The sequence below is a fragment of the Pseudoxanthomonas sp. GM95 genome, assembly GCF_900109775.1.
Lineage (GTDB): Bacteria > Pseudomonadota > Gammaproteobacteria > Xanthomonadales > Xanthomonadaceae > Pseudoxanthomonas_A.
On the sequence record NZ_FOAX01000002.1, the window covers coordinates 1,321,965 to 1,347,067 of the forward strand.

The 25,103-nt window shown below is 67.7% G+C and carries 20 protein-coding genes and 2 pseudogenes; 11 read left to right on the forward strand and 11 right to left on the reverse strand.

All coding sequences use genetic code 11. The annotated features are described in order from the left end of the window. Nucleotides 1–35 precede the first annotated feature (35 nt). The 3 genes from BMZ17_RS13820 to BMZ17_RS13830 all read left to right on the forward strand — a co-directional run bounded on the left by BMZ17_RS13820 (nucleotide 36) and on the right by BMZ17_RS13830 (nucleotide 4,418). Nucleotides 36–1,535 (forward strand): efflux transporter outer membrane subunit, encoded by a 1,500-nt coding sequence (locus BMZ17_RS13820; RefSeq protein WP_254775304.1) that lies wholly within the window; start codon nucleotides 36–38, stop codon nucleotides 1,533–1,535. 184 nt (nucleotides 1,536–1,719) lie between these two features. Beyond that, nucleotides 1,720–3,081, forward strand: a complete 1,362-nt coding sequence (locus BMZ17_RS13825; RefSeq protein WP_093139117.1) for an NAD-dependent succinate-semialdehyde dehydrogenase — start codon at nucleotides 1,720–1,722, stop codon at nucleotides 3,079–3,081. A gap of 59 nt (nucleotides 3,082–3,140) precedes the next feature. Then, nucleotides 3,141–4,418, forward strand: coding sequence for an FAD-dependent oxidoreductase (locus BMZ17_RS13830; RefSeq protein ID WP_093139118.1), 1,278 nt, complete (start codon nucleotides 3,141–3,143; stop codon nucleotides 4,416–4,418). On the opposite strand, the gene pdeM is transcribed toward BMZ17_RS13830, so the two are convergent. From pdeM to BMZ17_RS13850, 4 genes are all read right to left on the reverse strand, one after another. Then, nucleotides 4,415–5,062, reverse strand: coding sequence for a ligase-associated DNA damage response endonuclease PdeM (gene pdeM / locus BMZ17_RS13835; protein WP_093139119.1), 648 nt, complete (start codon nucleotides 5,060–5,062; stop codon nucleotides 4,415–4,417). The genes BMZ17_RS13830 and pdeM overlap by 4 nt on opposite strands. Then, nucleotides 5,052–7,499 (reverse strand): ligase-associated DNA damage response DEXH box helicase, encoded by a 2,448-nt coding sequence (locus tag BMZ17_RS13840; RefSeq protein ID WP_093139843.1) that lies wholly within the window; start codon nucleotides 7,497–7,499, stop codon nucleotides 5,052–5,054. The genes pdeM and BMZ17_RS13840 overlap by 11 nt, the downstream gene beginning before the upstream one ends. A 104-nt stretch (nucleotides 7,500–7,603) precedes the next feature. Continuing rightward, nucleotides 7,604–9,208, reverse strand: coding sequence for an ATP-dependent DNA ligase (locus BMZ17_RS13845; RefSeq protein ID WP_093139120.1), 1,605 nt, complete (start codon nucleotides 9,206–9,208; stop codon nucleotides 7,604–7,606). Between the two features lie 181 nt (nucleotides 9,209–9,389). Further along, the gene (locus BMZ17_RS13850; protein ID WP_093139121.1) at nucleotides 9,390–10,391 is read right to left on the reverse strand and encodes a ligase-associated DNA damage response exonuclease; all 1,002 of its coding nucleotides are present in this window, start codon (nucleotides 10,389–10,391) and stop codon (nucleotides 9,390–9,392) included. 165 nt (nucleotides 10,392–10,556) lie between these two features. Here BMZ17_RS13850 and BMZ17_RS13855 point away from each other — a divergent pair, with 165 nt between their 5' ends. Further along, nucleotides 10,557–11,126, forward strand: coding sequence for a hypothetical protein (locus BMZ17_RS13855; protein WP_139202926.1), 570 nt, complete (start codon nucleotides 10,557–10,559; stop codon nucleotides 11,124–11,126). Nucleotides 11,127–11,158: 32 nt separating this feature from the next. On the opposite strand, the gene BMZ17_RS20975 is transcribed toward BMZ17_RS13855, so the two are convergent. Continuing rightward, nucleotides 11,159–11,671, reverse strand: coding sequence for a hypothetical protein (locus tag BMZ17_RS20975; RefSeq protein WP_139202927.1), 513 nt, complete (start codon nucleotides 11,669–11,671; stop codon nucleotides 11,159–11,161). Nucleotides 11,672–11,696: 25 nt separating this feature from the next. Beyond that, nucleotides 11,697–12,362, reverse strand: a complete 666-nt coding sequence (gene fabR, locus BMZ17_RS13860) for an HTH-type transcriptional repressor FabR (RefSeq protein ID WP_093139123.1) — start codon at nucleotides 12,360–12,362, stop codon at nucleotides 11,697–11,699. A 104-nt stretch (nucleotides 12,363–12,466) separates the two neighbouring features. Between fabR and BMZ17_RS13865 the strand changes: the two genes are divergently transcribed. From BMZ17_RS13865 to BMZ17_RS13875, 3 genes are all read left to right on the forward strand, one after another. Beyond that, nucleotides 12,467–13,564, forward strand: coding sequence for a ferredoxin reductase (locus tag BMZ17_RS13865; RefSeq protein ID WP_093139124.1), 1,098 nt, complete (start codon nucleotides 12,467–12,469; stop codon nucleotides 13,562–13,564). Next, complete coding sequence (locus BMZ17_RS13870) at nucleotides 13,564–14,733, forward strand: fatty acid desaturase family protein (protein WP_093139125.1); 1,170 nt, start codon at nucleotides 13,564–13,566, stop codon at nucleotides 14,731–14,733. The genes BMZ17_RS13865 and BMZ17_RS13870 overlap by 1 nt, the downstream gene beginning before the upstream one ends. A gap of 196 nt (nucleotides 14,734–14,929) precedes the next feature. Then, a complete protein-coding gene (locus BMZ17_RS13875) occupies nucleotides 14,930–15,364 on the forward strand; it encodes a hypothetical protein (RefSeq protein WP_093139126.1) in 435 nt (144 codons plus the stop codon). Nucleotides 15,365–15,466: 102 nt separating this feature from the next. Here BMZ17_RS13875 and BMZ17_RS13880 read toward each other — a convergent pair. Further along, a pseudogene (locus BMZ17_RS13880) lies at nucleotides 15,467–17,626 on the reverse strand (M3 family metallopeptidase). Between the two features lie 207 nt (nucleotides 17,627–17,833). On the opposite strand from BMZ17_RS13880, the gene BMZ17_RS13885 reads away from it, so the two are divergent. After that, complete coding sequence (locus tag BMZ17_RS13885; protein WP_093139127.1) at nucleotides 17,834–18,316, forward strand: glutathione peroxidase; 483 nt, start codon at nucleotides 17,834–17,836, stop codon at nucleotides 18,314–18,316. A 58-nt stretch (nucleotides 18,317–18,374) separates the two neighbouring features. On the opposite strand, the gene BMZ17_RS13890 is transcribed toward BMZ17_RS13885, so the two are convergent. The 4 genes and pseudogenes from BMZ17_RS13890 to BMZ17_RS13905 form a co-directional block, all read right to left on the reverse strand. Beyond that, nucleotides 18,375–19,154 carry a ferredoxin--NADP reductase gene (locus BMZ17_RS13890; RefSeq protein ID WP_093139128.1) on the reverse strand — a complete coding sequence of 260 codons (780 nt, stop codon included), beginning with the start codon at nucleotides 19,152–19,154 and terminating at the stop codon, nucleotides 18,375–18,377. A gap of 182 nt (nucleotides 19,155–19,336) precedes the next feature. Beyond that, entirely contained in the window at nucleotides 19,337–20,932 is a 1,596-nt protein-coding gene (locus BMZ17_RS13895; protein WP_093139129.1) for a pseudouridine synthase, read from the reverse strand. Between the two features lie 161 nt (nucleotides 20,933–21,093). Further along, a pseudogene (gene scpB / locus BMZ17_RS13900) lies at nucleotides 21,094–21,870 on the reverse strand (SMC-Scp complex subunit ScpB); the annotation flags it as partial. Between the two features lie 56 nt (nucleotides 21,871–21,926). After that, nucleotides 21,927–22,835, reverse strand: a complete 909-nt coding sequence (locus BMZ17_RS13905; RefSeq protein ID WP_093139131.1) for a segregation and condensation protein A — start codon at nucleotides 22,833–22,835, stop codon at nucleotides 21,927–21,929. A 400-nt stretch (nucleotides 22,836–23,235) separates the two neighbouring features. Here BMZ17_RS13905 and BMZ17_RS13910 point away from each other — a divergent pair, with 400 nt between their 5' ends. The 3 genes from BMZ17_RS13910 to BMZ17_RS13920 all read left to right on the forward strand — a co-directional run bounded on the left by BMZ17_RS13910 (nucleotide 23,236) and on the right by BMZ17_RS13920 (nucleotide 25,006). After that, the gene (locus BMZ17_RS13910) at nucleotides 23,236–23,535 is read left to right on the forward strand and encodes a YciI family protein (RefSeq protein WP_093139132.1); all 300 of its coding nucleotides are present in this window, start codon (nucleotides 23,236–23,238) and stop codon (nucleotides 23,533–23,535) included. Between the two features lie 17 nt (nucleotides 23,536–23,552). Then, nucleotides 23,553–23,813, forward strand: a complete 261-nt coding sequence (locus BMZ17_RS13915) for a BolA family protein (RefSeq protein WP_093139847.1) — start codon at nucleotides 23,553–23,555, stop codon at nucleotides 23,811–23,813. A 173-nt stretch (nucleotides 23,814–23,986) separates the two neighbouring features. Continuing rightward, nucleotides 23,987–25,006 (forward strand): LacI family DNA-binding transcriptional regulator, encoded by a 1,020-nt coding sequence (locus BMZ17_RS13920; protein WP_093139133.1) that lies wholly within the window; start codon nucleotides 23,987–23,989, stop codon nucleotides 25,004–25,006. Nucleotides 25,007–25,103 lie beyond the last annotated feature (97 nt).

The window sequence follows — 25,103 nt, forward strand, 5'->3', positions numbered from 1 at the left end:
AGGCTCCCTGGCGCCGCGCGCTCCCTGCGCTGGCCGTGGCCAGCGTCCTGATCCTGTCCGGCTGCGTGCTGGGGCCGGACTACGTGCGCCCGGACGTCGCGCCCGAAGCGGTCAACGCACCGCAGCTGCGCCGCGCCGCGAACGCCGGCGTGGTCAACGCCGCGCCGCCCAGCCAGTGGTGGCGCGCGTTGAACGATCCGCAACTGGACTGGCTGATCGAGACCGCGCTGGCCAACAGCCCCAACCTGCGTGCGGCCGATGCCAAGGTGCGCGCCGCGCGCGGCCTGTCCGCGCAGCGCCGTGCCGAACGCCTGCCGCAGGTCGGCGCGCTCGGCGCCTACGCGCGCGTGGAAGCGCCGGATTCGGTGAAGGATGGCCTTCGCGATGCGGGCGAGGGCATCGCCCAGGCCACCGACCCGGCCACCGGCACCGCCATCCGCCAGGCGACGCAGGACGCGGACCTGGACACGAACATGTACGTGGCCGGGTTCGATGCGAGCTGGGAGCTGGATTTCTTCGGCCGCCGCCGTCGTGCGCTGGAAGGTGCGGCCGCGCAGGCCGAGTCCGCGCAGGCACAGCTGGCCGATGCGCAGGTGCGCCTGGCCGCCGAGATCGGCCAGGTCTATCTGAACTATCGCGGGCTGCAGCAGCGGATCGAACTCGGGCAACGCAACGTGGACAGTGCGCAGCAGTCGCTGGACTTAACCGCGCAGCGGCGCAGCCGCGGCGCGGCGTCTGATTTGCAGGTCGAGCGCATGCGCGGCCAGCTGCAGCAACAGCAGGCGATGCTGTTGCCGCTGCAAGCCCAGCGCGATGCCGCGCTGGACCAGCTGGCGCTGATGATCGGCCAGGCGCCGGGCGCGCTGGATGACCGGCTCGCACAAGCCAACGCCCTGCCGAGGCTGCCGGCGCAGATCCCGGTCGACGACCCGGCGGCGCTGATCCGCCGCCGCCCCGACGTGCGCCAGGCCGAGCGCGAACTGGCCGGGTCCAACGCGCAGATCGGCGAAGCGCTGTCCGCCTATTTCCCGCAGGTCACGCTGTACGGCAGCCTGGCCTCGGTGGCGACCTCGCCGGGCGACCTGGGCGCTGATTCGGCCGCGACGGTGGTGGCGCCGGTGCTGCGCTGGTCGATCCTGGATTTCGGCCGGATCAAGGCGCAGGTCGCCCAGGCGCGTGCCGGTACCGAAGGCCGGGCTGCGGCATACGAAAACACCGTGCTGACCGCGCTGCAGGACGCCAATACCGCGCTGTCCAATTTCGGTTCGGCGCGCAAGCAGGTGCTGGTCGCGCAGCAGGCACAGACCTCGGCCGACCGCGCGGCCATGCTGATGCAGCAGCGACGCGACGCGGGGGCATCCTCGCTGATCGACCTGCTGGACGTGCAGCGCCAGCAGCTCAACGCCTCAGACAGCGCCGTGCAGGCGCAGGTGCAGCTGTTGGTGGATTACGTGGCCCTGCAGAAGAGCCTGGGCCTGGGCTGGCAGGACGCGCCGGTACCGGGCGCGGCGCAGCAGGACAGCGCGGCCCGCTAAAGGCCACGAGGAACTGCTGTTGTGGGAGCTGCTTCAGCAGCGATGAGGCACTCCTGAGAAAGCCCCATCGCTGCTGAAGCAGCTCTCACAAGTGTGGCGCTTGCACGAGAACAGCCCGCCCACGGCTGGGTAACAGGCCGGAGCGGATCATGTGCGCCTGTTTCCGAGATTTGCGGAGCCGCACATGATGACCGAAGTCCCCAATCCCGCGACCGGCCAGGTCGAGCATCGACAGGCGTTGATGGGCGCCAACGCGGTGGAGGCCGCGCTGCATGCCGCGCAGGCGGCCTTCCCCGAATGGGCGCAGCGCTCGCTCGACGCACGCGGCGCGGTGTTGCGCAATGTCGGGGCCGCGCTACGTGCGCGTCGCGACGCCATCCAGCAGGTCATGACCGCCGAGATGGGCAAGCTGAAGAAGGAGGCGCTGGCCGAGATCGACAAGTGCGCCGACGCCTGCGATTTCTATGCGGAAAATGCGTCCAAGTACCTGCAGCACGAGCCGATCAAGACCGAGGCGCAGTCCAGCTATGTGCGCTACGAGCCGATCGGCTGCGTGTTCGCGGTGATGCCGTGGAATTTCCCGATCTGGCAGGTGTTCCGTTTCCTGGCGCCAACCCTGATGGTGGGCAACACGGTGCTGCTGAAGCATGCGAGCAACGTGCCGCGCTGCGCCGATGCCATTGCCGATGCGCTGCGCGAAGGCGGCGTGCCGGAAGGCGTGTTCGGCGTGCTGCATATCGACAATGACCAGGCCGCCGAAGTGATCAAGGACCCGCGCGTGGCCGCGATCACGCTGACTGGCTCCGAGCGCGCAGGCAAGTCGATCGCCGCCACCGCCGGTAGCGTGCTCAAGAAGTGCGTGATGGAACTGGGCGGCAGCGATGCCTTCGTGGTGCTGGACGATGCCGATCTGGACAAGACCGTCGCGGCCGCGGTGAAAGGCCGGTTCGACAACGCAGGCCAGACCTGCATCGCGGCCAAGCGCTTCATCGTGGTCGATGCGATTGCAGACGCCTTCGTGCAGCGCTTCGTCGAAGCCGCCGGCAAGCTCAAGACCGGCGATCCCAACGACGCGGCCACCACCCTGGCACCGATGGCGCGCCAAGACCTGCGCGACGAACTGCATCACCAGGTCGCCAGCAGCGTGGCCAATGGCGCCACGGTGTTGCTGGGCGGCAAGCCGGGCGAAGGGCATGCGGAATACCCGGCGACCATCCTGGACGGCGTGCAGCCCGGCATGCCGGCTTACGAGGAAGAACTGTTCGGGCCTGTCGCCAGCATCCTGCGGGTCCGGGACGAGACCGATGCGGTCCGTGTGGCCAACGACACCAGCTTCGGCCTTGGCGGCAGCGTGTGGACGGCCGATGCGCAGCGTGGCGAGCGCGTGGCCCAGCAGCTGCAGTGCGGCGCGGCCTTCGTCAATGCGATCGTCAAGAGCGATGTGCGGTTGCCGTTCGGCGGCAGCAAGCGCTCGGGCTATGGCCGCGAACTGGCCAATCACGGCATGCACGAGTTCACCAATATCAAGACGATCTACGTGGCCTGATCGCAGCACGCTGTTGGCACATGCGACCATGTGCCAACAGGACTGAAGGACATCACGACATGCCAGGGACACGGCACAGCATCGCCATCGTCGGTTACGGCACCGCAGGCCAGACGGCCGCGGCGCTGCTGGCGGCCGATGGCCATCAGGTTGAAGTATTCGAACAGGCGCCGGAACTGGGGCCGGTCGGTGCGGGCTTCCTGCTGCAGCCCACCGGTTTGCAGGTGCTGTGGGAGATGGGCCTGCTGCCCCAGGCGCTGATGCATGGGCGCCGGATCGAGCGCCTGTATGGCGAAACGCCCGCCGGCCGCGCGGTGATGGACATGCGTTATCTCGATCTGGACCCGCAGCTGTTCGGGCTGGGCATGCAGCGTGGCGCGTTGTTCTCGCTGCTGGCGCAGGCCTGGAGCGGCTTCGGCGGCGTACGCTGCGGCACGCGCATCACGGAAGTGAGCGACGACACCCGGCGCGTGCGCGATGCATCTGGCACCTGGCATGGGCCGTTCGACCTGGTGATCGCCGCCGACGGCGCGGGCTCGGCGCTGCGCCGGCATACGCAGGGCGTGCGTTCGGATGCGGCCTATCCGTGGGGCGCGCTGTGGTGTCTGGTGCCGCAGGAGGATTGGGCCTGGCCGCACGAGCTGCGCCAGCGCTACATCGCCGCGCGCAAGATGATCGGCATGTTGCCGGTCGGCACGCGTCCGGGCGATGACACGCCGCGGCTGAGTTTCTTCTGGAGCCTGCCGGCCGATGGGTTCGCGGCCTGGGAGCAGGGCGGCATGCCCGCGTGGCGCGAAGAGGTCGCGGCGATGTGGCCGCAGGCCGATGCGCGCCTGCATCAGCTGACCGGCTGCACGCAGTTGGCGCGCGCCGGGTATCGCGATGCAGTGCTGCACACCTGGCATCGCGACCGCCTGCTGCTGATGGGCGATGCGGCCCATGCGATGAGCCCGCAGCTGGGGCAGGGCGTCAACATGGCGCTGATGGACGCGGCGGCCCTGCGCGACGCGTTGCGTGCCGAAGCCGCGCTGCCCGCGGCGCTGGCGCGCTACCAGCAGCAGCGCCAGGCGCATGTGGCGATCTACCAGTTCTGGAGCCGCTGGTTGACGCCGCTGTTCCAGTCCAACCGCGATCGCGTGGCCGCGCTGCGCGACGCCGCCTTCCTGCCGCTGGGGCGCATGCCCGGTGGGCGCGGCCATATGTTGCGCGTGCTCAGTGGCACCCAGCGCGGGTTGTTCGGCCGCTTGGCGTTGGCGCCGGGTTTTCTCGAAGCGCTGGCGAACGTGTCGGTGCTGCCGGCGCCAGTGCCAGCGCTGGCAGCGGCCGAGATGCCCTAAGCCGCAGGCAGCGCGATGGCCTCGCCTTCGACGCAGACGATCAGTTGTTCGCCCGTCGCAAGGTCCGGCTCCACGCCGGCGGTGAACTGCGAGAACGCCGGCAGCACCGTTAGCCGCTCGCGCAGCAGGAAGGCCGGCCAGCGTTGCGTCGTGCCCGGCGTCTTGAACACCGGATGCAGATGGCCGCACAGCACGTGCAGTTCCTCGTGCGGATGTGGATCGTGGCGTAGCTGGAACGGACCATCGTCGACGCTGTCGGGCAGCAGTTCGAAGCCCAGGTCGGTGGCGGCGGCCAGCGCACGATCGTGATTGCCCGCCAGTGCAGCCACGCGCACGCGATGGTGCTGGCGGCGCCATTCGTCCACGCGGCGGCGCCAGCTGGCCTGCGGCGCGGGGCCGTGCAGCACATCGCCCAGGATCCACAGCTCCTGCGCATCTGTGTGCGCCAGCAATGCGGCCAGGCGGGCCAGATCGTGCGAGGTGCCGCCGCTGGGCAGGGAGATGCCGGCACGACGGAACACATCGCCCTTGCCCAGGTGCAGATCGGCGATCAGCAGCCGCCGGCGCGCCGGCCAGTACAGGGCGCGGTCGCCCAGGGCGCGCATCGGTTCACCGGCAATCTCCAGGTCCAGCTCAACGGCCATGCTTCTTTTCCAACTGCTGCGCGGCGCGCTGCACGCGCGTCTTCCAGTCCTCGGTGCTGAGCTGCCCGCGCAGGCTTTCGGCCCACAGCGGGAAGGACAGCGGCGTCAGGCTGGTGGGGCGGTGCAGACGCAGCCGACGCTGGGCGCAATCGTGCAGCGTGGCGGCCAGGCGGTCCAGTTCCAGCGTGCCGCTGAAGACCTCGCGGCGCGCCTGCCCCAGCAGCAGATGATCGGGATCGTGGCGGGTCAGCACGTCGAACAGCAGCCCGCTGGAAGCCTGCAGCTGGCGCATGCTGCGCGGCGTCTTGCCCGGCAGCGATGGCGGCAGCAGGCCGGAGACGCGTGCGATTTCGCGGAATTGGCGCCGTGCCAGTTCACCCAGGTTGAGGCTGGCGGTGAGGTCTTCGATCAGGTGTTCGGGTTGCAACAACGCGTGCAACGCGGCTTTGTCCAATTCGGCAGCGTTCGCAGGCGATAGCACCAGCCCGTAATCATTGGCGGCGAAGGCGAAGGTGTTGGACTGCAGGCGACCCCAGCGCAGCGCCAGCAGTGCGGCCAGGCCTTCGTGCACCTGGCGGCCGGCGAACGGATACAGGAACACGTGCAAGCCGTCGCGCGCCTTGACCTGTTCGCACAGCAGCGTGCCGGGTGCGGGCAGGGCGGAGAGACGTTCCTGCAGGGCCAGCAGCGGCGCGATGGAACGCAGCTCGGGTGCCGCGTGATCGCCGCCGAACACCGCTTCCACCTCGCGCCCCAGCTCGGACGACAGCGGCATGCGCCCGCCCATCCACTTGGGCACGGTGCCATCGCCGCCTTTGGCCATGCGCACGTAAGCGGTCATGTCCTCCAGCCGCACCAGCTCCAGCATCCGGCCGGCGAACTGGAAGCGGTCGCCGCGGCGCAGGCGGCCGACGAACAGTTCCTCGATCGAGCCCAGCCCGCCGCCGCGCAGAAACTTCACCTGCACGCTGCCATCGCTGGTGATGGTGCCGATGGACAGGCGATGGCGCAGCGCGACCTTGCGGTCGTGCACGCGATAGACGCCATCTTCGTCGCGCACGACCTTGTGGTAATCCGGATAGCGGTCCAGCGCGCTGCCGCCGCGTTCGATGAAGTCCAGCACGGCCTGCCACGTTTCATCGTCCAGCTGGGCGAAGGCCTGGGTGCCGCGCACTTCTTCTAGCAAGGCATTGGGATCGAAGCCGCCGCCCAACGCCAGCGTCACGCAATGCTGGGCCAGCACATCCAGCGACAGGCGTGGCGCGTGGCGCGGTTCGATTTCGTTGCGGGCGATGGCCTGGCGCGCGGCGGCGTACTCGACCAGCTCCAGCGCATGCGTCGGCACGCACACCACATGGCCAGCCTCGCCCGGCCGATGGCGCGCGCGACCGGCGCGTTGCAGCAGTCGCGCGATGCCCTTGGGACTGCCGATCTGCAGCACCTGATCGACGGCGGGGAAATCCACACCCAGATCCAGGCTGGAGGTGGCGACCACGCAGCGCAACGTGCCGCAGCGCAGGCCTTGTTCGGCTTCATTGCGCAACTTGGGGCTGAGCGAGCCGTGATGCAGGGCGAGCGTGGCCGGGTCTTCCGGCCAGACCGACGACAGCGCCTGATGCCATAGCTCGGCCTGCGCGCGGGTGTTGGTGAACACCAGGCTGGTCTTCACCGCCAGCAGTTTTTCCAGCACGCGCGAGAGCTGCGCCAGGCCGAGATGACCAGACCAGGGGAAGCGTTCGCCGGCCTTGGGACGCAGCGTCTCCAGCGTGAGCGTGCGCGGCCGCACGCCGGCGACCATCGGCGCGTCAGGCGTGTTGGGCAGCAGCGCATCGCGCGCTTCTTCCAGATTGCCCAGCGTCGCCGACAGGCCCCAGGTGCGCATGCCGGGCGATAGCTTGCGCAACCGCGCCAGGCCCAGCTGCAACAGCACGCCGCGCTTGTTGGCCAGCAGCTCATGCCATTCGTCGACGATGACCGCGCGGATGTCCTGCAGCTGCGGTGCAGTGTCGGGGTAGGACAGCAGCAGTGCGAGTGACTCCGGTGTGGTCACCAGCACGTCGAGCTTGCCCGCACGCGCCAGGCGCTTGTCGCGTGCGCTGGCATCGCCGGTGCGCTGGCCCACCTGCCAGTCCAGGCCGACGCCGGCGATGGCCTTGTTGAGGGCGCGCGTGGTGTCGGCGGCCAGCGCCTTGAGCGGCGTGATCCACAGCACCTGCAGCGGGCGCACGCGGTTCTTCTTCAGCGCGGTGGTCAGCTGTTTGCGCTCGCGCACGGCTTCCAGCAGCGGCCCGCCGAACGCGGCTAAGGTCTTGCCGCTGCCGGTCGGCGTATGCAGCAGGCCGGAGCGGCCTTGCAAATAATGGCTCCAGACTTCGCGCTGGAATGGCAGCGCCTTCCAGCCGCGCGTCTTGAACCAGTCCAGCAGCGGCGCTTCGATCGATCGCCGGCTGTGCGGTGCAGGCTTTTCTTTGATAGCTGAAACAGCCGGCTTGTTCTTCAACCGCGCGACCTTGCGCGCCGGTGTGCGTGGTTTGGCTTCACTCACCGCGCCAGCGCCTTCAGGTCTTCCAGCCGGTCGGCCTCAGCCATCGGCTTGTCGTGGCGCCAGCGCAGGATGCGCGGGAAACGCGTGGCCACGCCCGATTTGTGGCGCTTGCTCAGGTTGACCGCCTCGAACCCGAGTTCGAACACATGATGCGGCGTTACCGCGCGCACCGGGCCGAAGCGCTCGGTGGTGTGCGCGCGGATCCAGCTGTCGAGCTTCATGATCTCGGAATCGTCCAGGCCCGAATACGCCTTGGCCACCGGCACCAGCGCGTCGCCGTCCCACAGCGCGAAGGTGTAGTCGGTGTAGAGCGTGCTGCGACGGCCATGGCCGGCCTGCGCGTAGATCAGCACCGCATCGATGGTGAGCGGGTCGATCTTCCACTTCCACCAGTCACCGCGCTTGCGCCCGCCCTGGTAGATCGAGCTGCCGCGCTTCAGCATCAGGCCTTCGACACCGCGCTCACGGGAGCCTTTGCGGAGTTGCGCTGCCGCTTCCCAGCTGTCGGCCTGCACCTGTTGCGAGACCACGATGCGCGGATCGCCATGCGCCTCCAGCAACCCGGCGAGCAGGGCGCGGCGTTCGTCCAGCGGTCGCTCACGCAGGTCCTCGCCATCCAGTTCCAGCAGGTCGTAGGCGAGCACGCGCGCAGGCGTGTCGGCCAGTGTTTTCGCGCCAGGCTTGCGCCGCTGGATGCGGGTCTGCAAGGCGGTGAAGGGCATCGGCGCGTCTTCACCATCGCGCCACGCCATGAGTTCGCCATCGATCACGCAGTCGCGCGCGAGCGTGGCAGCCGCCTGTTCAATCTCGGGAAAGCGCCCATCCAGCCGCTCCTCGCCGCGCGACCACAGCGCGACTTCGCCATGACGCCGGATCAGCTGCAGGCGGATGCCATCCCACTTCCATTCCAGTCGCCAGTCGCCGATCTCGCCCAGCGTCTGCACATCGGCCTCCAACGGCGAGGCGAGGAAGAAGGGGTACGGCTGTTGGCGATCGCTGGGCAGGGCTTCTTCCGAAAGCAGGTCCTGCAGGAACTGCGGCGTCGGCGCCCACGTGCCCAGCATGCGCTGGGCGATGCGTGAGATGTCGATGCCGCTCATCTCGGCCAGCGCCTGCTGCACCAGGCGCTGCGAGACGCCCACGCGCAGGGCGCCGGTCAGCAGCTTGTTGAACACCAGGCGTTGGCCGTAAGGCAGCGACTGCCAGGCATCGACCACCACCGCGCGGCGCACGGCCTCATCCTGGTTGGCGACCGGCAGCAGGCGTTCCTCAATCCATTCGGCCAGGCCGAGGTCCGGCGGAGGATCGGTCGGATCATCCAGCAGCAGCGCCAGCGTTTCGGCCAGGTCGCCGACGTGGTCGTAGCTGTCGTCCACCAGCCAGTCGGGCGTGGCCGAGACCTGCGCGATCCACGCGCGCAGCTCGTTGGTGCCGGCGATCTTCTGGCGTGCGCCGGTGAGCTTGCCGCCGGACAGCAGGTACAGCGCCCACACCGCATCGCGCGGCGGCGCGTCACGGAAATACGCGATCAGCGCCGCGCGCTTGTCGCCCGTGGCGGTGCTTTCGTCCAGTTCGCGATAGAGGTCGGCGAAGCGTTTCATGCGTGGCAGCTCCCGAGGTCGAGCGCATCACGCACGCAGGCCACCTTGAAGACGTCATTCCCGCGAAAGCGGGAACCCAGCGACGCTGCTTTTTGCGCTGCGGAACCGCAGCGCAACGTCCATGGATCCCCGCGGTCGCGGGGATGACGGCATGAGAACGATTGCGAAATGCCGACCGCGGTCACTCCCCACCGCCGAAATCAGTACGAAACGCCTCGGCCTCGATGCCGGCTTCGTTCATCGCGCGGATGATCGCGTCGGTGTTGCCGTGCGTGGCGATGACGCGGCGTGCGCCGGTTTCGCGCACGGTGCGCAGCAGATCGGGCCAGTCGGCGTGATCGGACACGACGAAGCCACGGTCGTAGTTGCGTCGCCGCCGGTTGCCGCGCACCCGCATCCAGCCCGAGGCAAAGCCCTGCTGCGCCTTGCGGAAGCGGCGGATCCACGGGCTGCCGGCGGCAGAAGGCGGCGCCAGGATCAACTGCCCGGCGTAATCGCTGCCCTTGGCCGTCTCCGATACCGGCAAGGTGTCGAGCATGGCGATGCCCGCGCCGCGATACACGTCCACGCCGACCTGGATCGCGCCGTGCAGCAGCGCAGGCTGATCGTCCAGATCGCGCAGTTCGGCCAACAGCCGCTGCGCCTTGCCCAGCGCATAGCAGTACAGGATCGCCGCCTCGCCACGCGCGGCGCAGTGCCGGCGCCACGCGACGATGTCGCGCGCCACCTCGCGCGTATCCGGCCAGCGATAGATCGGCAGGCCGAAGGTCGCCTCGGTGATGAAGGTGTCGCACGGCACGACCTCGAACGGCGCGCAGGTCGGATCGGGCTGGCGCTTGTAGTCGCCCGAGGCCACCCAGACTTCATCGCCCACTTGCACGCGCACCTGCGCCGAACCCAGTACATGCCCGGCCGAATGCAGCGAAACCTTCGCATCGCCAATCTGGAAAGCCTCACCGTAGTCGTGGATCGCGTAGTCCTGCTCGCCCAGCCGCCATTGCAGGATCGGCAGGCTCTCGCGTGTTGCCCAATAGCGGCCCATGCCGGTGCGGGCGTGGTCGCCGTGGCCGTGCGTGATGACCGCGCGCGGCACCGGCTTCCACGGGTCGATGTGGAAGTCGCCGGCCGGGCAGTACAGCCCTTCCGGGCGCAGGACGATCAGGTCGTGGGAAGCAATGGCCATGAGCGGGCAGGGTGCATGCCGGGTTGTGCAGAGGCCGACAACGTTGGGTTCGCCCGTCTCAGTTCCTGAGACCCGGCCCAACGCCGGCTGACCCGCCGACCTCGCGTGGCGTCAACGCACCCTCGGGCAAGCTGCGGCCCGCATTCGCTATAGGAGGACCTTCGGATGAAGCTGTTGTTGTGCCCCGCGCTGGTGGCGCTCTCGCTGGCCGCTTGTGCGGCCCATTCAGATGAACAGGCGACTGCGCAGCCCGCATCGGCGGCGCCTGTCGATGCAATGGCGGCTCCGGCTTCCGTTGCCGCTTCGGAAGCGCCCGCTCAAGCTGCACAACCTTCGATGCCTGCTGATGCAGGCAAGGAAGCTGAAGTCGACGCGCGCATCGACAAGGTGCTCGGCGATCACAAGGCCTATCGCAGCGCGTTGGAGCGTCTTCAGGCCGCCGTCGGCACCGACGATCGTTCAGGCGTCGCCGCACTGGTGCGTTATCCGCTGGCGGTGTCGACGCTGACCGGCAAGATCCAGGTGGACAACGCGAAGGATTTCATCGCGCATTACCCGGACATTGTCACGCCGGTCGTGGCGCAGGCCATCGCCAAGCAACGCTATGCTGAGCTGTTCGTCAGCCAGAACGGCGTGATGCTAGGTTCGGGCGAGGTCTGGATCAATGGCGTCTGCCACGACCCGCAATGCGTTGATGTGGATGTGAAGGTGGTGACGTTCCAGCAGGGCGGGTGAGTGCGTCCAATAACTGGCACGGAGAAGCGGGATTAGCGATTGAAGATCCAGTCCCTCATCGCGTCGATGTCATCCAGCTCCATATCAGTCAATAGCGCTGCAGTTGCCAACTGGCCTGCAGCAGCCGCGCTTGCTGCCAATGCGCTGATGCACAGTTCGGCGGTCACTCCTGGAACCAATGTTTTTCCAGCCAGGGCAGGCATCTGTGCCAACGCCTCAAGGTATGCATCGCGTAATGCTTTGGGAATTTCGACGTTCCGCTCGTGTCGCGCCACTTCGATGCAGGCAACAATCAGGAAGTAGTCGAACGACGCGCGCCTCGGTGCACTCGCAAGCGTGGCGACGATATGAGGAACTGCTGCAAAGGATGCCTGATAGACATCGCCTTGGTGGCACAGCGCGCTCCACAGCGAAAACCACGGCTCAGATTCTGCGTGGGATTTATCTGGAAATGTTTTCAGTTGCGCCAGAAGCAGGGGAATTGCTTCCGCGCTTCCGTAAGCGTCCTGAAGATCAGACCAAGCTGGGTCGTCAAGCGATAGCACGGGAGGCGCAGGTCGATGGATTGAATCAGCGGGGCGCGTTTTCAGCGGCCATCGCCCGCGATCCCGTCAGGATCATCCGCAGCATGGTCGACAGCTGGTCCACCAGTTCCGGGTCGCGCGCGGGGGGCAGATCCATGGCGCTGGCACCAGCGGCGAAAACCAGGCGCGTGATCGCCTTGGAGACCAGTGCCGGCTCGTGCAGGGTCGCGCCGTCGGCGGCGGCCAGGCGGATCAGGTCGACCTTCAGCTCGTCCTCGAAATAGGTCAGCTCGCGCTCGACTGCCGCCTTGAACGCATCCGAGCCGACCATGCCTTCGCGCAGCAGCACGTGCAACAGCTTGTCGTCGGCGCGCAGCTGCTCCATGAAGGTCTCCACCGACAGGCGGATCACGCTGCTGCTGGCGCGCAGGGCGCGGCGGCGGGCCTGGCCGATGATCTGGCGCAGCGAGCGGCCGGCCAGGTCGATCAAGGCCACGGCCAGTTCGTCCATGTCGCGGAACTGGCGATAGAAGGAGTTGGGTGCGATCCCGGCTTCGCGCGCGACCTCGCGCAGGCTCAGCGAGGACAGGCTGCGGTGCGGGCCGACCAGGCGCAATGCCGCCGCCAGCAGGTCCTGGCGCGAGATGCCGGCCCGGCGGGCGGGGGAGGCGTCTTCAGCGGTGGTGTCGATGGCGGTTTCCGGGGAGGGCATGGCGAGCGAGTCCTTCGCCGGGCGTTACGGCGGATGAATCATAGCCTTATCGTGAATATACAAGTGTATAGACATCCGTTTTCACGTCTGTATAGTGCACCCTCATGACTGCCGTCCTGCCCCGCCGTCCCCGCGCCCCGCTGTCCCAGGCGTTCCGTGCCGCCCGCGATCTGGTCGATCCGGCGGTGTTCGATTTCTGGGCCGCCAAGGTCAACCCGCTGTGGAGCTGGGAGCGCCCGATGGCGCGCCTGAAGGCCCGCCGCCAGGCCTCGTCCGATGCCGTGACTCTGGTGCTGCAGACCAACCGGCATTTCGCCGGGCTGCGGCCGGGCCAGCACGTCAATCTGGGCGTGGAGGTGGAAGGCGCGCGCCTGACCCGCAGTTACAGCCCCAGCGCCGTGGACGGCGACAAGATCGAAATCACCGTGCGCGAAGTGGACGGGGGCCGCGTCAGCCGTCACCTGTGCCGCGATGCCAAGGTGGGCGAGGTATTCGACCTGGGCACGGCCTTCGGGGCGATGACGCTGCCGGCCGCGGTGCATGGCTCGTGGCTGTTCCTGGCCGCCGGCAGCGGCATCACCCCGCTGATGGCGATGCTGCGCCAGCTCGATGTCGCCGGCATGCCGGTGGAGCTAGACCTGCTGTACTGGGCCCGCACCCGCGCCGAGGTCTGCTTCGCCGAGGAACTGCAGACACTGGCGGCCAGGCACGACGGCTTCAACCTGCAGCTGGCACTGACCCGCGAGGACGACGGCCGTGGCGCGTTCGCACCGCGGATCGGCCAGGCCGATCTGGCCGCGCTGGTGCCTCAGCTGGACCAGCGCAGCGTGTTCGCCTGTGGCCCGCATGGCTTCGTGCAGCGCGCACGCGAACTGCTGGAAGGCCGCGTGCAGCGCTTCGATGCCGAGGCCTTCACCCCGCCGCAGGCGCTGCCGGGCGAAACCGGTACGGTCGAAGTCGTGCTGTCACGCAGCGGGCGCACGCTGACCGTGCCGCGTGACCGGTCCCTGTTGCAGGCGCTGGAAGAGCAGGGTGTGCGGCCCGCTTCCGGCTGCCGCATGGGCCTGTGCAACACCTGCGCCTGCACCCGCAGCGCCGGCATCACCCGCGACACCCAGACCAACGCGCGTTCGGCCGAACCCGACGCCACCGTGCGCATCTGCATCAGCGCCGCCGCCACCGACCTGACTCTGGACCTGTAATGGCTCACAAGAACCGCCCGCTTTCCCAGGACGAACTGCAACGCTTCGGCGAAGAGCTGGACGCTGTGCGTGCGCGCACCGTGGCCCAGCTGGGCGCGCCGGACGCGCGCTACATCCGCCGCGCGGTCTCGGCCGTGCGCTGGACCGGCGCGCTGGGCCGCATCTTGCTGTTCGCTGGTGCGATCGGCGGCGCGTTCGTGCCGGTGCTGCTGTGGCCGCTGTGCATCGCTGGCACGCTGCTGCTGGGACTGTCCAAGATCCTGGAGAACATGACCGTCGGCCACAACGTGATCCACGGCCAGTACGACTGGATGGGCGATCCGCAGCTACACAGCCGCACCTACGAATGGGACATCGTCGCCACCAGTGAGAACTGGCGCAAAACCCACAACTTCCGCCACCACACTTACACCAACGTGCGTGGCCTGGACGACGATATCGGCTACGGCCTGCTGCGCATCTTCCCCGAGCAGAAGTGGAAGCCGTTCAACCTGCTGCAGCCGCCGATCGCGGTGATCTTCTGCCTGCTGTTCGAGTGGGGCGTGGCGATCCAGGACCTGCGCCTGGGCCGTCTGTTCGCCGGCAAGATGACCTTCAAGCAGCTGCGCGCGCAGTTCCGCCCGGTCGGCCGCAAGATGGGCCGGCAGATGCTGAAGGACTACGTGATCTTCCCCGCGCTGGCCGGCCCGTTCTTCCTGCCGGTGCTGCTGGGCAATCTGGTGGCCAACGTGATGCGCAGCATCTGGACCTACGTGGTGATCTTCTGCGGCCACTTCACCGCCGATGCCGAGACCTTCCCCAAGGATTGCGTGCGCAACGAGACCCGCGGCCACTGGTACCTGCGCCAGCTGCGCGGTTCGTCGAACATCAGCGGTGGCGCCGCCATCGACGTGCTGACCGGCGACCTGAGCCACCAGATCGAGCATCACTTCTTCCCGGACATCCCGGCCAACCGCTATGCGGCGATGTCGGTCGAGGTGCGCGCCATCTGCAAGCGCTACGGCCAGCACTACAACACCGGCTCGCTGTTCTCGCAGTTCGGTCAGGTGATGTGGCGGATCCTGCGGCACGCCTTCCCCAGCAAGCCGCGCCGCCAGGCCGCGCTGACCAAGAAGCCAGCCAGCGAACTGGACATGGGCGGCGCAGAGCCCGCCCAGCAGGCAGGTTGATCCGACACGACGGCGCCGCAAGGCGCCGTTGTTGTTTGTGCGCCGCAACGTGTGGGGCAATGCAAAGGCCGGCTTTCCTGGGCTGAATGCGGCCGGACCAGCGCCGCAGGCTGACCTGTGTGTCACCGCCGGTTTCATCGCCGATGCAGCGCTATGGCGCTAACGTGACTGCTTCGACACAGAGGAAGGTTTTGCCATGAAGGCGCCCATCATTCCCTTGATTTCCGCGTTGCTGCTGGCCCTGCCGTTGGCGGCCGGCGCGCAGCAGCTCAACCAGCCCAACAAGGTCGAGCCGTTCCGTCCGATCAGCAGTTCCAGCAACGGTAGCAACACGCTGCCTGCGCCGCAGCCGGCGCAGAAATCCTCGGTGCGCTCAGATGCCTCGCAGCGCACTGCGGCGCCCAAGGTGGCTGCCGACACCGGCATCGTCCAGCAGCGCCCGGAACAGCCGGCCTCCACCCAGCCCGATCCGACGCCCAAGCCGATCCACGTCACCGATGCGCGCGGCCAGCCAGTGACCGGCGCGGTCGAGGTCGCGCCCAATCGCGTGATGGACCCCAAGACCGGGCGTGTCTATTCCACGGTGCCGGCCGGCGATGGCCAGCGCATCATCGAGCCACCCAAGAAATAATTCCTGCAGAACATGCAGGCAGCAAAAAGCCCGGCCATCGGCCGGGCTTTTTGCATTCCAGAACCCGCGCGACGCATTGACTGCATCGCGCGGTGACCGGACTTACTCGGCCTTGGCATCCAGGCCGCGTTTTTCCAGCAGCGGCTCGATCTGCGGCGCGTGGCCGGCGAAGTCCTGAAACAGCTTCATCGCGTCCTGGCTGCCGCCCTGCGACAGCAGCGTCTTGCGGAAACGATCGCCGTTGGCGCGGCTCAGGCCGCCATGTTCTTCGAACCATTTCTGCGTATTGGCATCCAGCACTTCCGACCAGATGTAGGCGTAGTAGCCGGCCGAGTAGCCGCCCATGATGTGGCTGAAGTACGGCGTGCGATAGCGCGGCGGCACCGGTGCGTAGGCGATGCCATCGGCGGCCAGTGCCTTGGCTTCGAAGTCCATCACGCCGGCCGCGTCGGGCACCTGGTCTTCGGTGATCTGGTGCCAGCGCTGGTCCAGCATCGCCGCGCCCAGGTACTCGGTGGTGGCAAAGCCCTGGTTGAACTTGGCCGCGGCCAGCACCTTGTCCAGCAGCGCCTGCGGCATGGCTGCGCCGCTCTGGTGGTGCTTGGCATAGTGCTTGAGGATCGACGGATAGTCGGCCCACATCTCGTTGACCTGCGAGGGGAACTCGACGAAGTCGCGCGGCACGCTGGTGCCGGAGAAGTACGGATACTTCACGTCCGAGAACATGCCGTGCAGCGCGTGGCCAAACTCGTGGAAGGTGGTGGTGACTTCATCCCAGGTCAGCAGCGTCGGCTGGCCGGCCGGCGGCTTGGGGATGTTGGGATGGTTGGCGACCACCGGCTTGTCGCCGGTCAGGCCGGACTGAGAGACGTAGGAATTCATCCACGCGCCGCCGCGCTTGGACGCACGCGCATAGGGATCGAAGATGAAGATCGCCAGCTGCGAGCCATCGGCATCGAACACGTCATAGACGAAGGTGTCCGGGCGATACTTCGGCAGGTCGGTGCGCTCCTTGAAGGTCAGGCCGTATTCCTGGCCGGCCGCGTAAAACACGCCGTTTTCCAGCACGTTCTTCATCTCGAAGTACGGCTTGAGCTGCGACTCGTCGAAGTTGTACTTGGCCTGGCGCACCTTCTCGCTGTAGTAGGCCCAGTCCCAGGCTTCCAGCTTGAAGCTCGGCTTGCCGGCGGCCTTCTGCTCGGTATCGATCATCGCCTGCAGGTCGGCGGCCTCGCGCTTGGCGTTGGCGACCGCGGCCGGGGCCAGTTTGCCCAGCATGTCGTTGACCGCCTGCGGGGTCTTGGCGGTCTGGTCTTCCAGCGAATAGGCGGCGTAGGTCGGGTAGCCGAGCATCTTCGCCTTCTGCGCGCGCAGGGTCATGATCCGCTACACCAGCTTGGTGTTGTCGAATTCATTGTCCCGGCTGCCACGGTTGATCGAGGCTTTGTAGATCTTCTCGCGCAGGTCGCGATTGCTGAGGTTGGTCAGCGGCGGTTGGCCGGTGGTGTTGAGCAGAGTGATGACGTACTTGCCCTCCAGCTTGCGCGACTTGGCTTCGTCGGCGGCGGTGGAGATCTCCGACTCGCTCAGGCCTGCCAGCTGCTTGGCGTCATCGACGACCACGGCCGAGGCATTCACTTCCTTCAGCACGTTCTGGCTGAACTGCGTGCCCAGCGCGGCCAGCTCGGCGTTCATTTCCTTGAGCTTGGCCTTATCCGCGTCGGAGAGCTTGGCGCCGTCGCGCACGAAATCGGTGTGGTACTTCTCGACCAGGCGCAGCCCCTGCGCGTCCAGGCCCAGCTTGGCGCGGTTGTCGTACAGCGCCTGGAGGCGCGCGAACAGCTTGCCGTTGAGGCTGATCGCATCGCGATGCGCGGCGAACTTGCCCGAGTATTCGCTGCGCAGCTTCTCGCGCGTCGGGTTGGTATCGGTGCCGACCAAGTTGAAGAAGGTCGTCGTCGCGCGGTCCAGCACCTGGCCGCTCTTTTCCATTGCCACGATGGTGTTGTCGAAGGTCGGCTTGGCCGGGTTGTTGGCGATCGCGTCGATCTCTTTGAGCTGCTGCGCCATGCCGGCATCGAACGCCGGGGCGAAGTCGGCATCGGTGACCTTGTCGAACTGCGGGTAGTGCAGCGGCAGCGGGCTCTCGGCGAAGAAGATATTCGCGGACTGGCCGGTGGCGGCCGGCGCGCCGGTCTGGGCATGGGCGGGCATGGTGGTTCCAAGGGCAATGGCAAGCGCCAGGGCGAGGCGGGTGGTCATGCGGTGCAGCATCCATAGACAAAGGTGATCGCTGAGGCTAACCCAGCGCGGCCTGCCAGCCCGCGTGACCAAAGTCCTGCATGACGCACCTGTCATCCGAAAGATGCTGAGTGGAATTGCACACAAAAATTTGACGTAGTTCGCACATTGTTGGCGAGGACAGGATTCACCACCTATCATTCGCGCGAGCAGTTGGGGAATGGACGCATGCGGGGCATCTTCGAGTATTCGGCATTGGACATTGAGGGGCGCGAGCAGCCGCTCTCCGCTTGGACCGGCTCGGTCCTGCTGATCGTCAATGTCGCCTCGCGCTGCGGCTTCACGCCTCAGTACGGTGGCCTGGAAGTGCTGTGGCAGCAGTACCGTGATCGTGGCCTGGTGGTGCTGGGTTTCCCGTGCGACCAGTTCGGCCACCAGGAGCCGGGCGACGAAGCGCAGATCCGACAGTTCTGCAGCGTCAACTTCGACGTGACCTTCCCGATGTTCTCCAAGGTGGAGGTCAACGGCGACAACGCACATCCGCTGTGGAAGCGCCTCAAGCACGACAAGCCGGGCGTTCTCGGCACCGAGCGGATCAAGTGGAACTTCACCAAGTTCCTGATCGGCCGCAACGGCCAGGTGGTCAAGCGCTACGGGCCGCGCCACGCGCCCTCGTCGCTGCGCGGCGATATCGACGCCGAGCTGGGCTGAAACGACATCGGCGCCACGTGGGCGCCGATGGTTTGAAGCTCGCTAATGCGGGAGCCGATTACTTCTCGACGAAGGCGCGCTCGAACACGTAGTGCCCGGCGTTGCCGATCCGGTGCGAGGCTTCGAAACCTCGGCTGTCCAGCAGCGCGCGCAGGTCGGCCAGCATCTGCGGGCTGCCGCAGATCATGAAGCGGTCACGCGACGGGTCGATCGGCTCCAGGCCCAGGCTGTCGGCCATCTGGCCGCTGGCCAGCAGGTCGGTGAGGCGGCCCTGGTTGCGGAACGGTTCGCGGGTCACGGCCGGGTAGTACAGCAGCTTGTCGCGCAGCAGTTCGCCCAGGAACTCGTGCTGCGGCAGCTCGTTCTCGAAATACTCGCGGTAGGCGAGGTCTTTCTCGAAACGCACGCCATGGGTGAGGATCACCTTGTCGAAGCGCTCGTAAGTCTCCGGATCCTTGATCACGCTCAGCCACGGCGCCATGCCGGTGCCGGTACCCAGCAGGTACAGGTTCTTGCCCGGATGCAGGTCGGAGATCAGCAGCGTACCGGTGGGTTTCTTGCCGATCAGCACGCTGTCGCCGGGCTTGATGTGCTGCAGGCGCGAGGTCAGCGGGCCGTTGGGCACCTTGATGCTGAAGAACTCCAGTTGCTCTTCCCAATTGGCGCTGGCGATGGAATAGGCGCGCAGCAGCGGGCGGGTTTCGCCTTCCAGGCCGATCATCACGAACTGGCCGTTCTCGAAGCGGAAACCCGAATCGCGGGTAGTGGTGAAGCTGAAGTAGTCGTCGGTCCAGTGACGGACCTCAAGCACCGTTTCGGCGCCGTAAGCGGAAGACATGGGCGGATCGTGTCGAAGTTGGGGGTAGTCCGGGCCGCAGTATAACCGGGACGATGAGAGTGGTTCTCATCTTGGTCGCGCCTTGCAGGCTTGTCAGCCGGGCGGGCGAGGGCTGCGGCACCTCGGGTTGAAGCGAAGCGGGAAGGCGCGGGCGCGCCCATGCCTTCCCGCCGCTCTTGCGATCAGCCGTTGCCGCCGCCGCGCGGACCACGCCCGCCGCCACGGTTGCCGCCGCCGGGACGGCCGCCACCCGGACCGCGATTACCACCGCCCGGACGCGGGCCGTTGCCGCCGGGGCGATTGCCGCCGGCCGGACGGTTGCCGCCGCCCGGACGCGCCTGGCGCTGGCCGTACGGGTTGTAGGCGCCCGGCGTAGCGTGGTCGGACGGGAAGCTCGGCGCGTTGCCCGGATGGCCGTACGGCTTGGCCTTGCGCTGCTGGCCCTGGCCGGCGCCCTGGCCGCCGCGCGGACCGCGCTCGTCACCGCCAAAGCCGCCGTACGGGTTGCCGCCGCCCGGGCCTGCGCCCGGACCGCCACGACGCGGGCCGCCGGGCTTGCCGCCGTAGGGCTTCTTCGGGGCGCCGCTGGGACCGGCGTTGCGGTGGCCGGTCGGGCCAGTGTCCACGCCCTCGGGCACGTACCAGCTGCGGAACGCGGCCGGGTTGCCTTCCGGTAACGGCTTGGGGCCCTTGGCGGCGCGGGTCTTGAACGGCTTCTGCGACTGGTTGGCCGCGGCTTCGCCGGTGACGGTCAGGCCGCCCTTGAAGCCGCCGCCCTTGCCACGGCCACCGCGGCCGCGGTCTTCGCGCACGTTGTCGAAGCGGCGCAGCTCGCGGCCTTCATCGGCGGCGCTGTTGTGGCCGTTGACGTAGGCATTGCCGGCGCCGCGGGCGTTGACCACGGTCTTGGACGCCTTGCGCTGGCCGATCACCGGCTGCAGTGTCAGCGCGGCCGGAGTGCCGTCTTCCAGCTTCAGCGACTTGCGCAGGGCCTGCACCTGGGTATCGAGCAGTTCCTGCGACTGACCGCGCAGCAGCGGCTGCGGCAGTTCGACGGTGCCGTAACGGGTGCGCTTGAGGCGGCTGACCTGGCAACCCTGCGATTCCCACAGGCGGCGCACTTCACGGTTGCGGCCTTCCTTGAGGGCGACGCGGTACCAGTCGTGCGAATCGGTGCCGCCGATACGCTCGATTTCATCGAACTTGGCCGGGCCGTCTTCCAGCTCCACGCCCTTGCGCAGGCGCTCGACCAGTTCATCGGAGACCGTGTCCTGGCCTTCCGGCGCACGCACGCGCACCACGTACTCGCGCGAGACCTCGTAGGACGGATGCATCATCGCGTTGGCCAGCTCGCCGTCGGTGGTGAGCAGCAGCAGGCCGGTGGTGTTGATGTCCAGGCGGCCGATGGCGATCCAGCGCGCGCCCTTGAGGGCCGGCAGCGCTTCGAACACCGTCGGGCGGCCTTCGGGATCTTCGCGGGTGGTCACTTCGCCTTCGGGCTTGTTGTAGATCAGCACGCGCGGGGCTTCGGTCAGCGCGCTGGCGACGAAGGTGCGGCCGTCCAGCTCGACGCGGTCGCCGCTGGTGATGGACATGCCGGTCTGCGCGACCTCGCCGTTGACCTTGATCAGGCCGTCGGCGATGCGCTGTTCCAGCGCGCGGCGCGAGCCCAGGCCGGCCTGCGCCAGCACCTTGTGCAGGCGCTCTTCCAGGCGGACTTCGGAGGCTGCGGCGGCGTCGCGCTTCAGCGACAGCTTGCTGCGGGGGGTGTCACTCATGGTTTCTGCTCCGACGAGACCGCTTCGGCGTCGTCTTCTTGAGGTTGTTGGGAAGTCTGGGTGTCGTCCGCCTCGTCGCCGGGTTCAGCGTGCGTGGCGGTGGGGGCAATGTCGTCCGCGGCTGCGGCGTCATCGTCGGGTGCATCGGTGTCGGCAGGCGCGGTGTCCTGCGCTGCGCTTTCGGCGGCGTCATCGCCGTCGTCGGCCTGCACATCCTGTGCCGGTGTTTCGTTCGACGCATCTGCGTCGGCGGTGTCGTCTGCTGCGTCGCTGCCGGCGTTGTCGCTGGCCGGCTGGCCTTCGGCGTCGGCCTTGGCGGCGATCGGCGCGCTGGCGAACGGCAGCTGTGGGTCCAGCTCGCCGATGTCCTTCAATTCGGACAGCGGCGGCAGCTCGTCCAGGCGCTTGAGGCCGAAGTAATCCAGGAAGCCGCGCGTGGTGCCGAACAACGCCGGACGACCCGGCACGTCGCGATGGCCGACCACGCGGATCCATTCGCGCTCTTCCAGGGCCTGGATGATGTTGCTGCTGACGGCCACGCCGCGGACCTGTTCGATCTCGCCGCGGGTGATCGGCTGGCGGTAGGCGATCAGCGCCAGGGTTTCCAGCGTGGCGCGGGTGTAGCGGGTCTTGCGCTCGGTCCACATGCGCGAGACCCAGCCGTGCACCTCGGCCTTGACCTGGTAGCGCCAGCCGCTGGCCACTTCCACCAGCTCCACGCCGCGCTCGGCGCAGGCCGCGGACAGCTGTTCCAGCGCGGTGGCGATCGCGCCCTCCGGCGGCGGATGGCCCTCGGGGAACAGGCCTTCCAGCTGCGCGGTGGTCATCGGCAGGTTCGCCGCCAGCAGCGCGCCCTCGACGATGCGGTTGATCAACCCCTGGTCGACGGCGGCCGGGGCGGAGGAGTCGGATTCGTGGTCGAAGGCTTCGTCTTGCATGCAGTGTCGTATGAGGCCGGGATCAACCGGGATTGTCGGATCGGCCGCGCGCCGGGTCAGGCGTCGTTGGCCGCGTCGGAATCGTCGAACTCGCTGGAGAACTGCAGCGGCTCGTTGGTGTTGCCCAGCGCCAGCGACTTGACGTAGATCGGCGCCAGCGGCGCTTCCTGCACGATGTCCAGCAGCTGCTCCTTGGCCAGCTCCAGCATGGCCAGGAAGGTCACCAGCACGCCCAGGCGTCCTTCCTCGGCGGTGAACATCGATTCGAAACGGTGGAACTTGCCGTCTTCCAGGCGCGAGAGCAGGTCGCCCATGCGCTGGCGGACGCTCAAGGCCTCGCGCTTGATCGCGTGGCCGGTGAACAGCTCGGCGCGCTTGAGCACGTCGTGCAGCGCCAGCAGCATTTCCTTCAGTTCCACCTCCGGCGGCACCTTGATCGCGGCGCGGTCCGGCACGTGGGCGTGGGCCAGAGCGGTGTCGCGGTCCTGGCGGGGCAGGGCGTCGATGTCCTCGGCGGCCTGCTTGAAGCGCTCGTATTCCTGCAGGCGGCGCACCAGGTCGGCGCGCGGATCGCCTTCGTCGCCTTCCACCGCCGGCGGGCGCGGCAGCAGCATGCGCGATTTGATCTCGGCCAGGATCGCGGCCATCACCAGGTATTCGGCCGCCAGCTCGAAGCGCAGCTCCTGCATGACGTTGATGTAGTCCACGTACTGGCGGGTGATTTCCAGGACCGGGATGTCCAGGATGTCCAGGTTCTGCCGGCGGATCAGGTACAGCAGCAGGTCGAGCGGGCCTTCGAACGCGTCGAGGATCACTTCCAGCGCATCCGGCGGGATGTACAGGTCCTGCGGGATCTGCAGCACCGGCTGGCCATGCACCACCGCCAGCGGCATCTCGTGCTGCTGCGGGGTCTGCGGACTGGTGTCGGTGGAAGCGGTCGCGCCGGGCGCGGGTTGCGATGTCATCAGGTACGGGCCGTGTCGCGTCAACACTACGGTTGGTGCCGTCCTCGGCGGGCTGCGCCGATGGAGCATGCGATTGCGAAAAACCACGCGGGCCTGGCCGGCTGCGCGCGGGACTGCTGCGATGAAGCCTTGCGTGGCGAAAGCGCTTCGCACGTAAGCCCAAGGCGGCGCACACCCGTGGGGTTGGCGGCGGGGACCTTGAGGAGAAGGTGATCTGGCTGCGTAACGCGCGTGGCAGCGGTGGGTGGTCGTCCGTGGGCGTCGCGAGGAGCGCTGGACGACGGCCGCTGCAGGTCGTGCCGTGCCGAATTGACTCAAAGAGTACGGGCTGGCCGGGCGCGTGTCCAGCAGCGCGGGTCCGTACAATCGTCGGCCGTTCAAACAGCCAGGCAGTTTTGCGATGTGGTACGCCATTGAAGGTCACGACGTTCCCGATTCCCTGGCACTGCGCCAGTCCGTGCGCCCGGCGCATCTGGCCCGGTTGCAGGCGCTGTTGGACGGCGGCCGGTTGCTGGTCGCGGGGCCGTGCCCGGCGATCGATTCGCCCGATCCGGGGCCGGCGGGTTTCAGCGGCAGCATTGTGATTGCCGAGTTCGACTCGCTCGACGCCGCACGCGAATGGGCTGATGCTGACCCTTACTTGGTGGCTGGTGCCTACGCCCGTGTGGATGTGCGTCCGTTCCTGAAGGTGCTGCCGTGAGCACGCGGCTGGAGCGCATGCGTGCCGCGCTGCAAGCCGGCCTGGCGCCGCTGCAGCTGGAGCTGGAAGACGAGAGCCACCTGCATGCCGGCCATGCCGGAGCGCGCGACGGGCGCGGGCACTTCCGGGTGCGCGTGGTCAGCCCGCTGTTCGCCGGCAAGTTGCCGCTGGCGCGTCACCGCGCGGTGTATGCCGCGCTGGGCGACATGATGCAGACCGATATCCATGCGTTGAGCATCGAGGCGATGACCCCAGCCGAGGCCGAAAACGCTGGCTGAAAGCGTGTCTGGCCGTGACCGGGTTGGCATGGGCGGACATGAAAACGCTCCCTTCTTCGCAAGTTCTTGATCAAGCTGATGTTTAACATTCGCCAAACGTCGGGTTTACTCGATGGCGTGGAACCGATTACAGTCCGCGCCCACTGACGTCACCATGACCGCGGAGGGCGGGCGTGTCGCGAAGCGGAACCATCACCATCAAGGACGTGGCACGCGAGGCATCGGTCTCGGTTGCGACGGTCTCCCGGGCACTGAACGGGCACCACAACGTGGCCCCGGACGTGCGCCAGATCGTGTTGGAAACCGCCCAACGCCTGCGCTACCAGCCGCATGCCGCGGCCCGTAGCCTGAGCAGCCGCAGCACCCAGACCATCGGCGTGGTCCTGCCGGACCTGTATGGCGAATTCTTCTCCGAACTGATCCGCGGCATTGACGGCGTGGCGCGCGAGCGTCGCAAGCACCTGCTGGTGTCCAGCTATCACGGCGCGCAGGAAGAACAGGGCGCCGCGCTGCGTGCGATGCGCGGCCGCGTGGACGGTCTGCTGGTGCTCTCGCCTTACGCCGACCAGCCGGGCTTCCTCACCGACAACCTGCCGGCCGGGCTGCCAGCCGTGTTGATCAACACGCACCTGCCCGACGAGGCCTATCCGGTCCTCAACGTGGACAACCACGGCGGTGCGGTAGCGATGGTGAAGCATCTGGTCGCAGCCGGGCATCGGCGCGTCGCCTTCATCGCCGGGCCGGAAGGCAACTTCGACGCCGCCGAGCGTCTGCGCGGCTACCAGGACGCATTGGCCGAGCTGCTGCCCGACGTGGCGCCGCAGGTGCTATCGGGCAACTTCGACGAAGCCTCCGGCATGGAGGCCGGCACCGCGCTGCTTCAAGCCAAGACGCGGCCCGATGCGGTCTTTGCCGCCAACGACATGATGGCGCTGGGCTGCCTGTTCGCGCTCAACGAAGCCGGCCTGCGCGTGCCCGAAGACATTGCGCTGGCCGGGTTCGACGACGTGCCGGTGGCGCGCTTTGTCCATCCCACTCTCACCACCATGCGCATCAGCATTGCCGAGCTGGGCGCCAACGCCTTGCAGCGCCTGCTGCAGGACATCGATGCCAAGGGCCAGCCATTGCCGGCCCCCGAACCCCTGGTCCCTGAACTGGTCGTGCGCAGTTCCGCGCCGGCCACCAAGGGATGACTCCCCGCGTCGTGACGGCGCGGATTCCCCCGATGCAGCGAGGTCCGCTGCGTTATTGAAAACCCCCAAGTCACGTTTTGGGCAAGCCCCGGGAGGG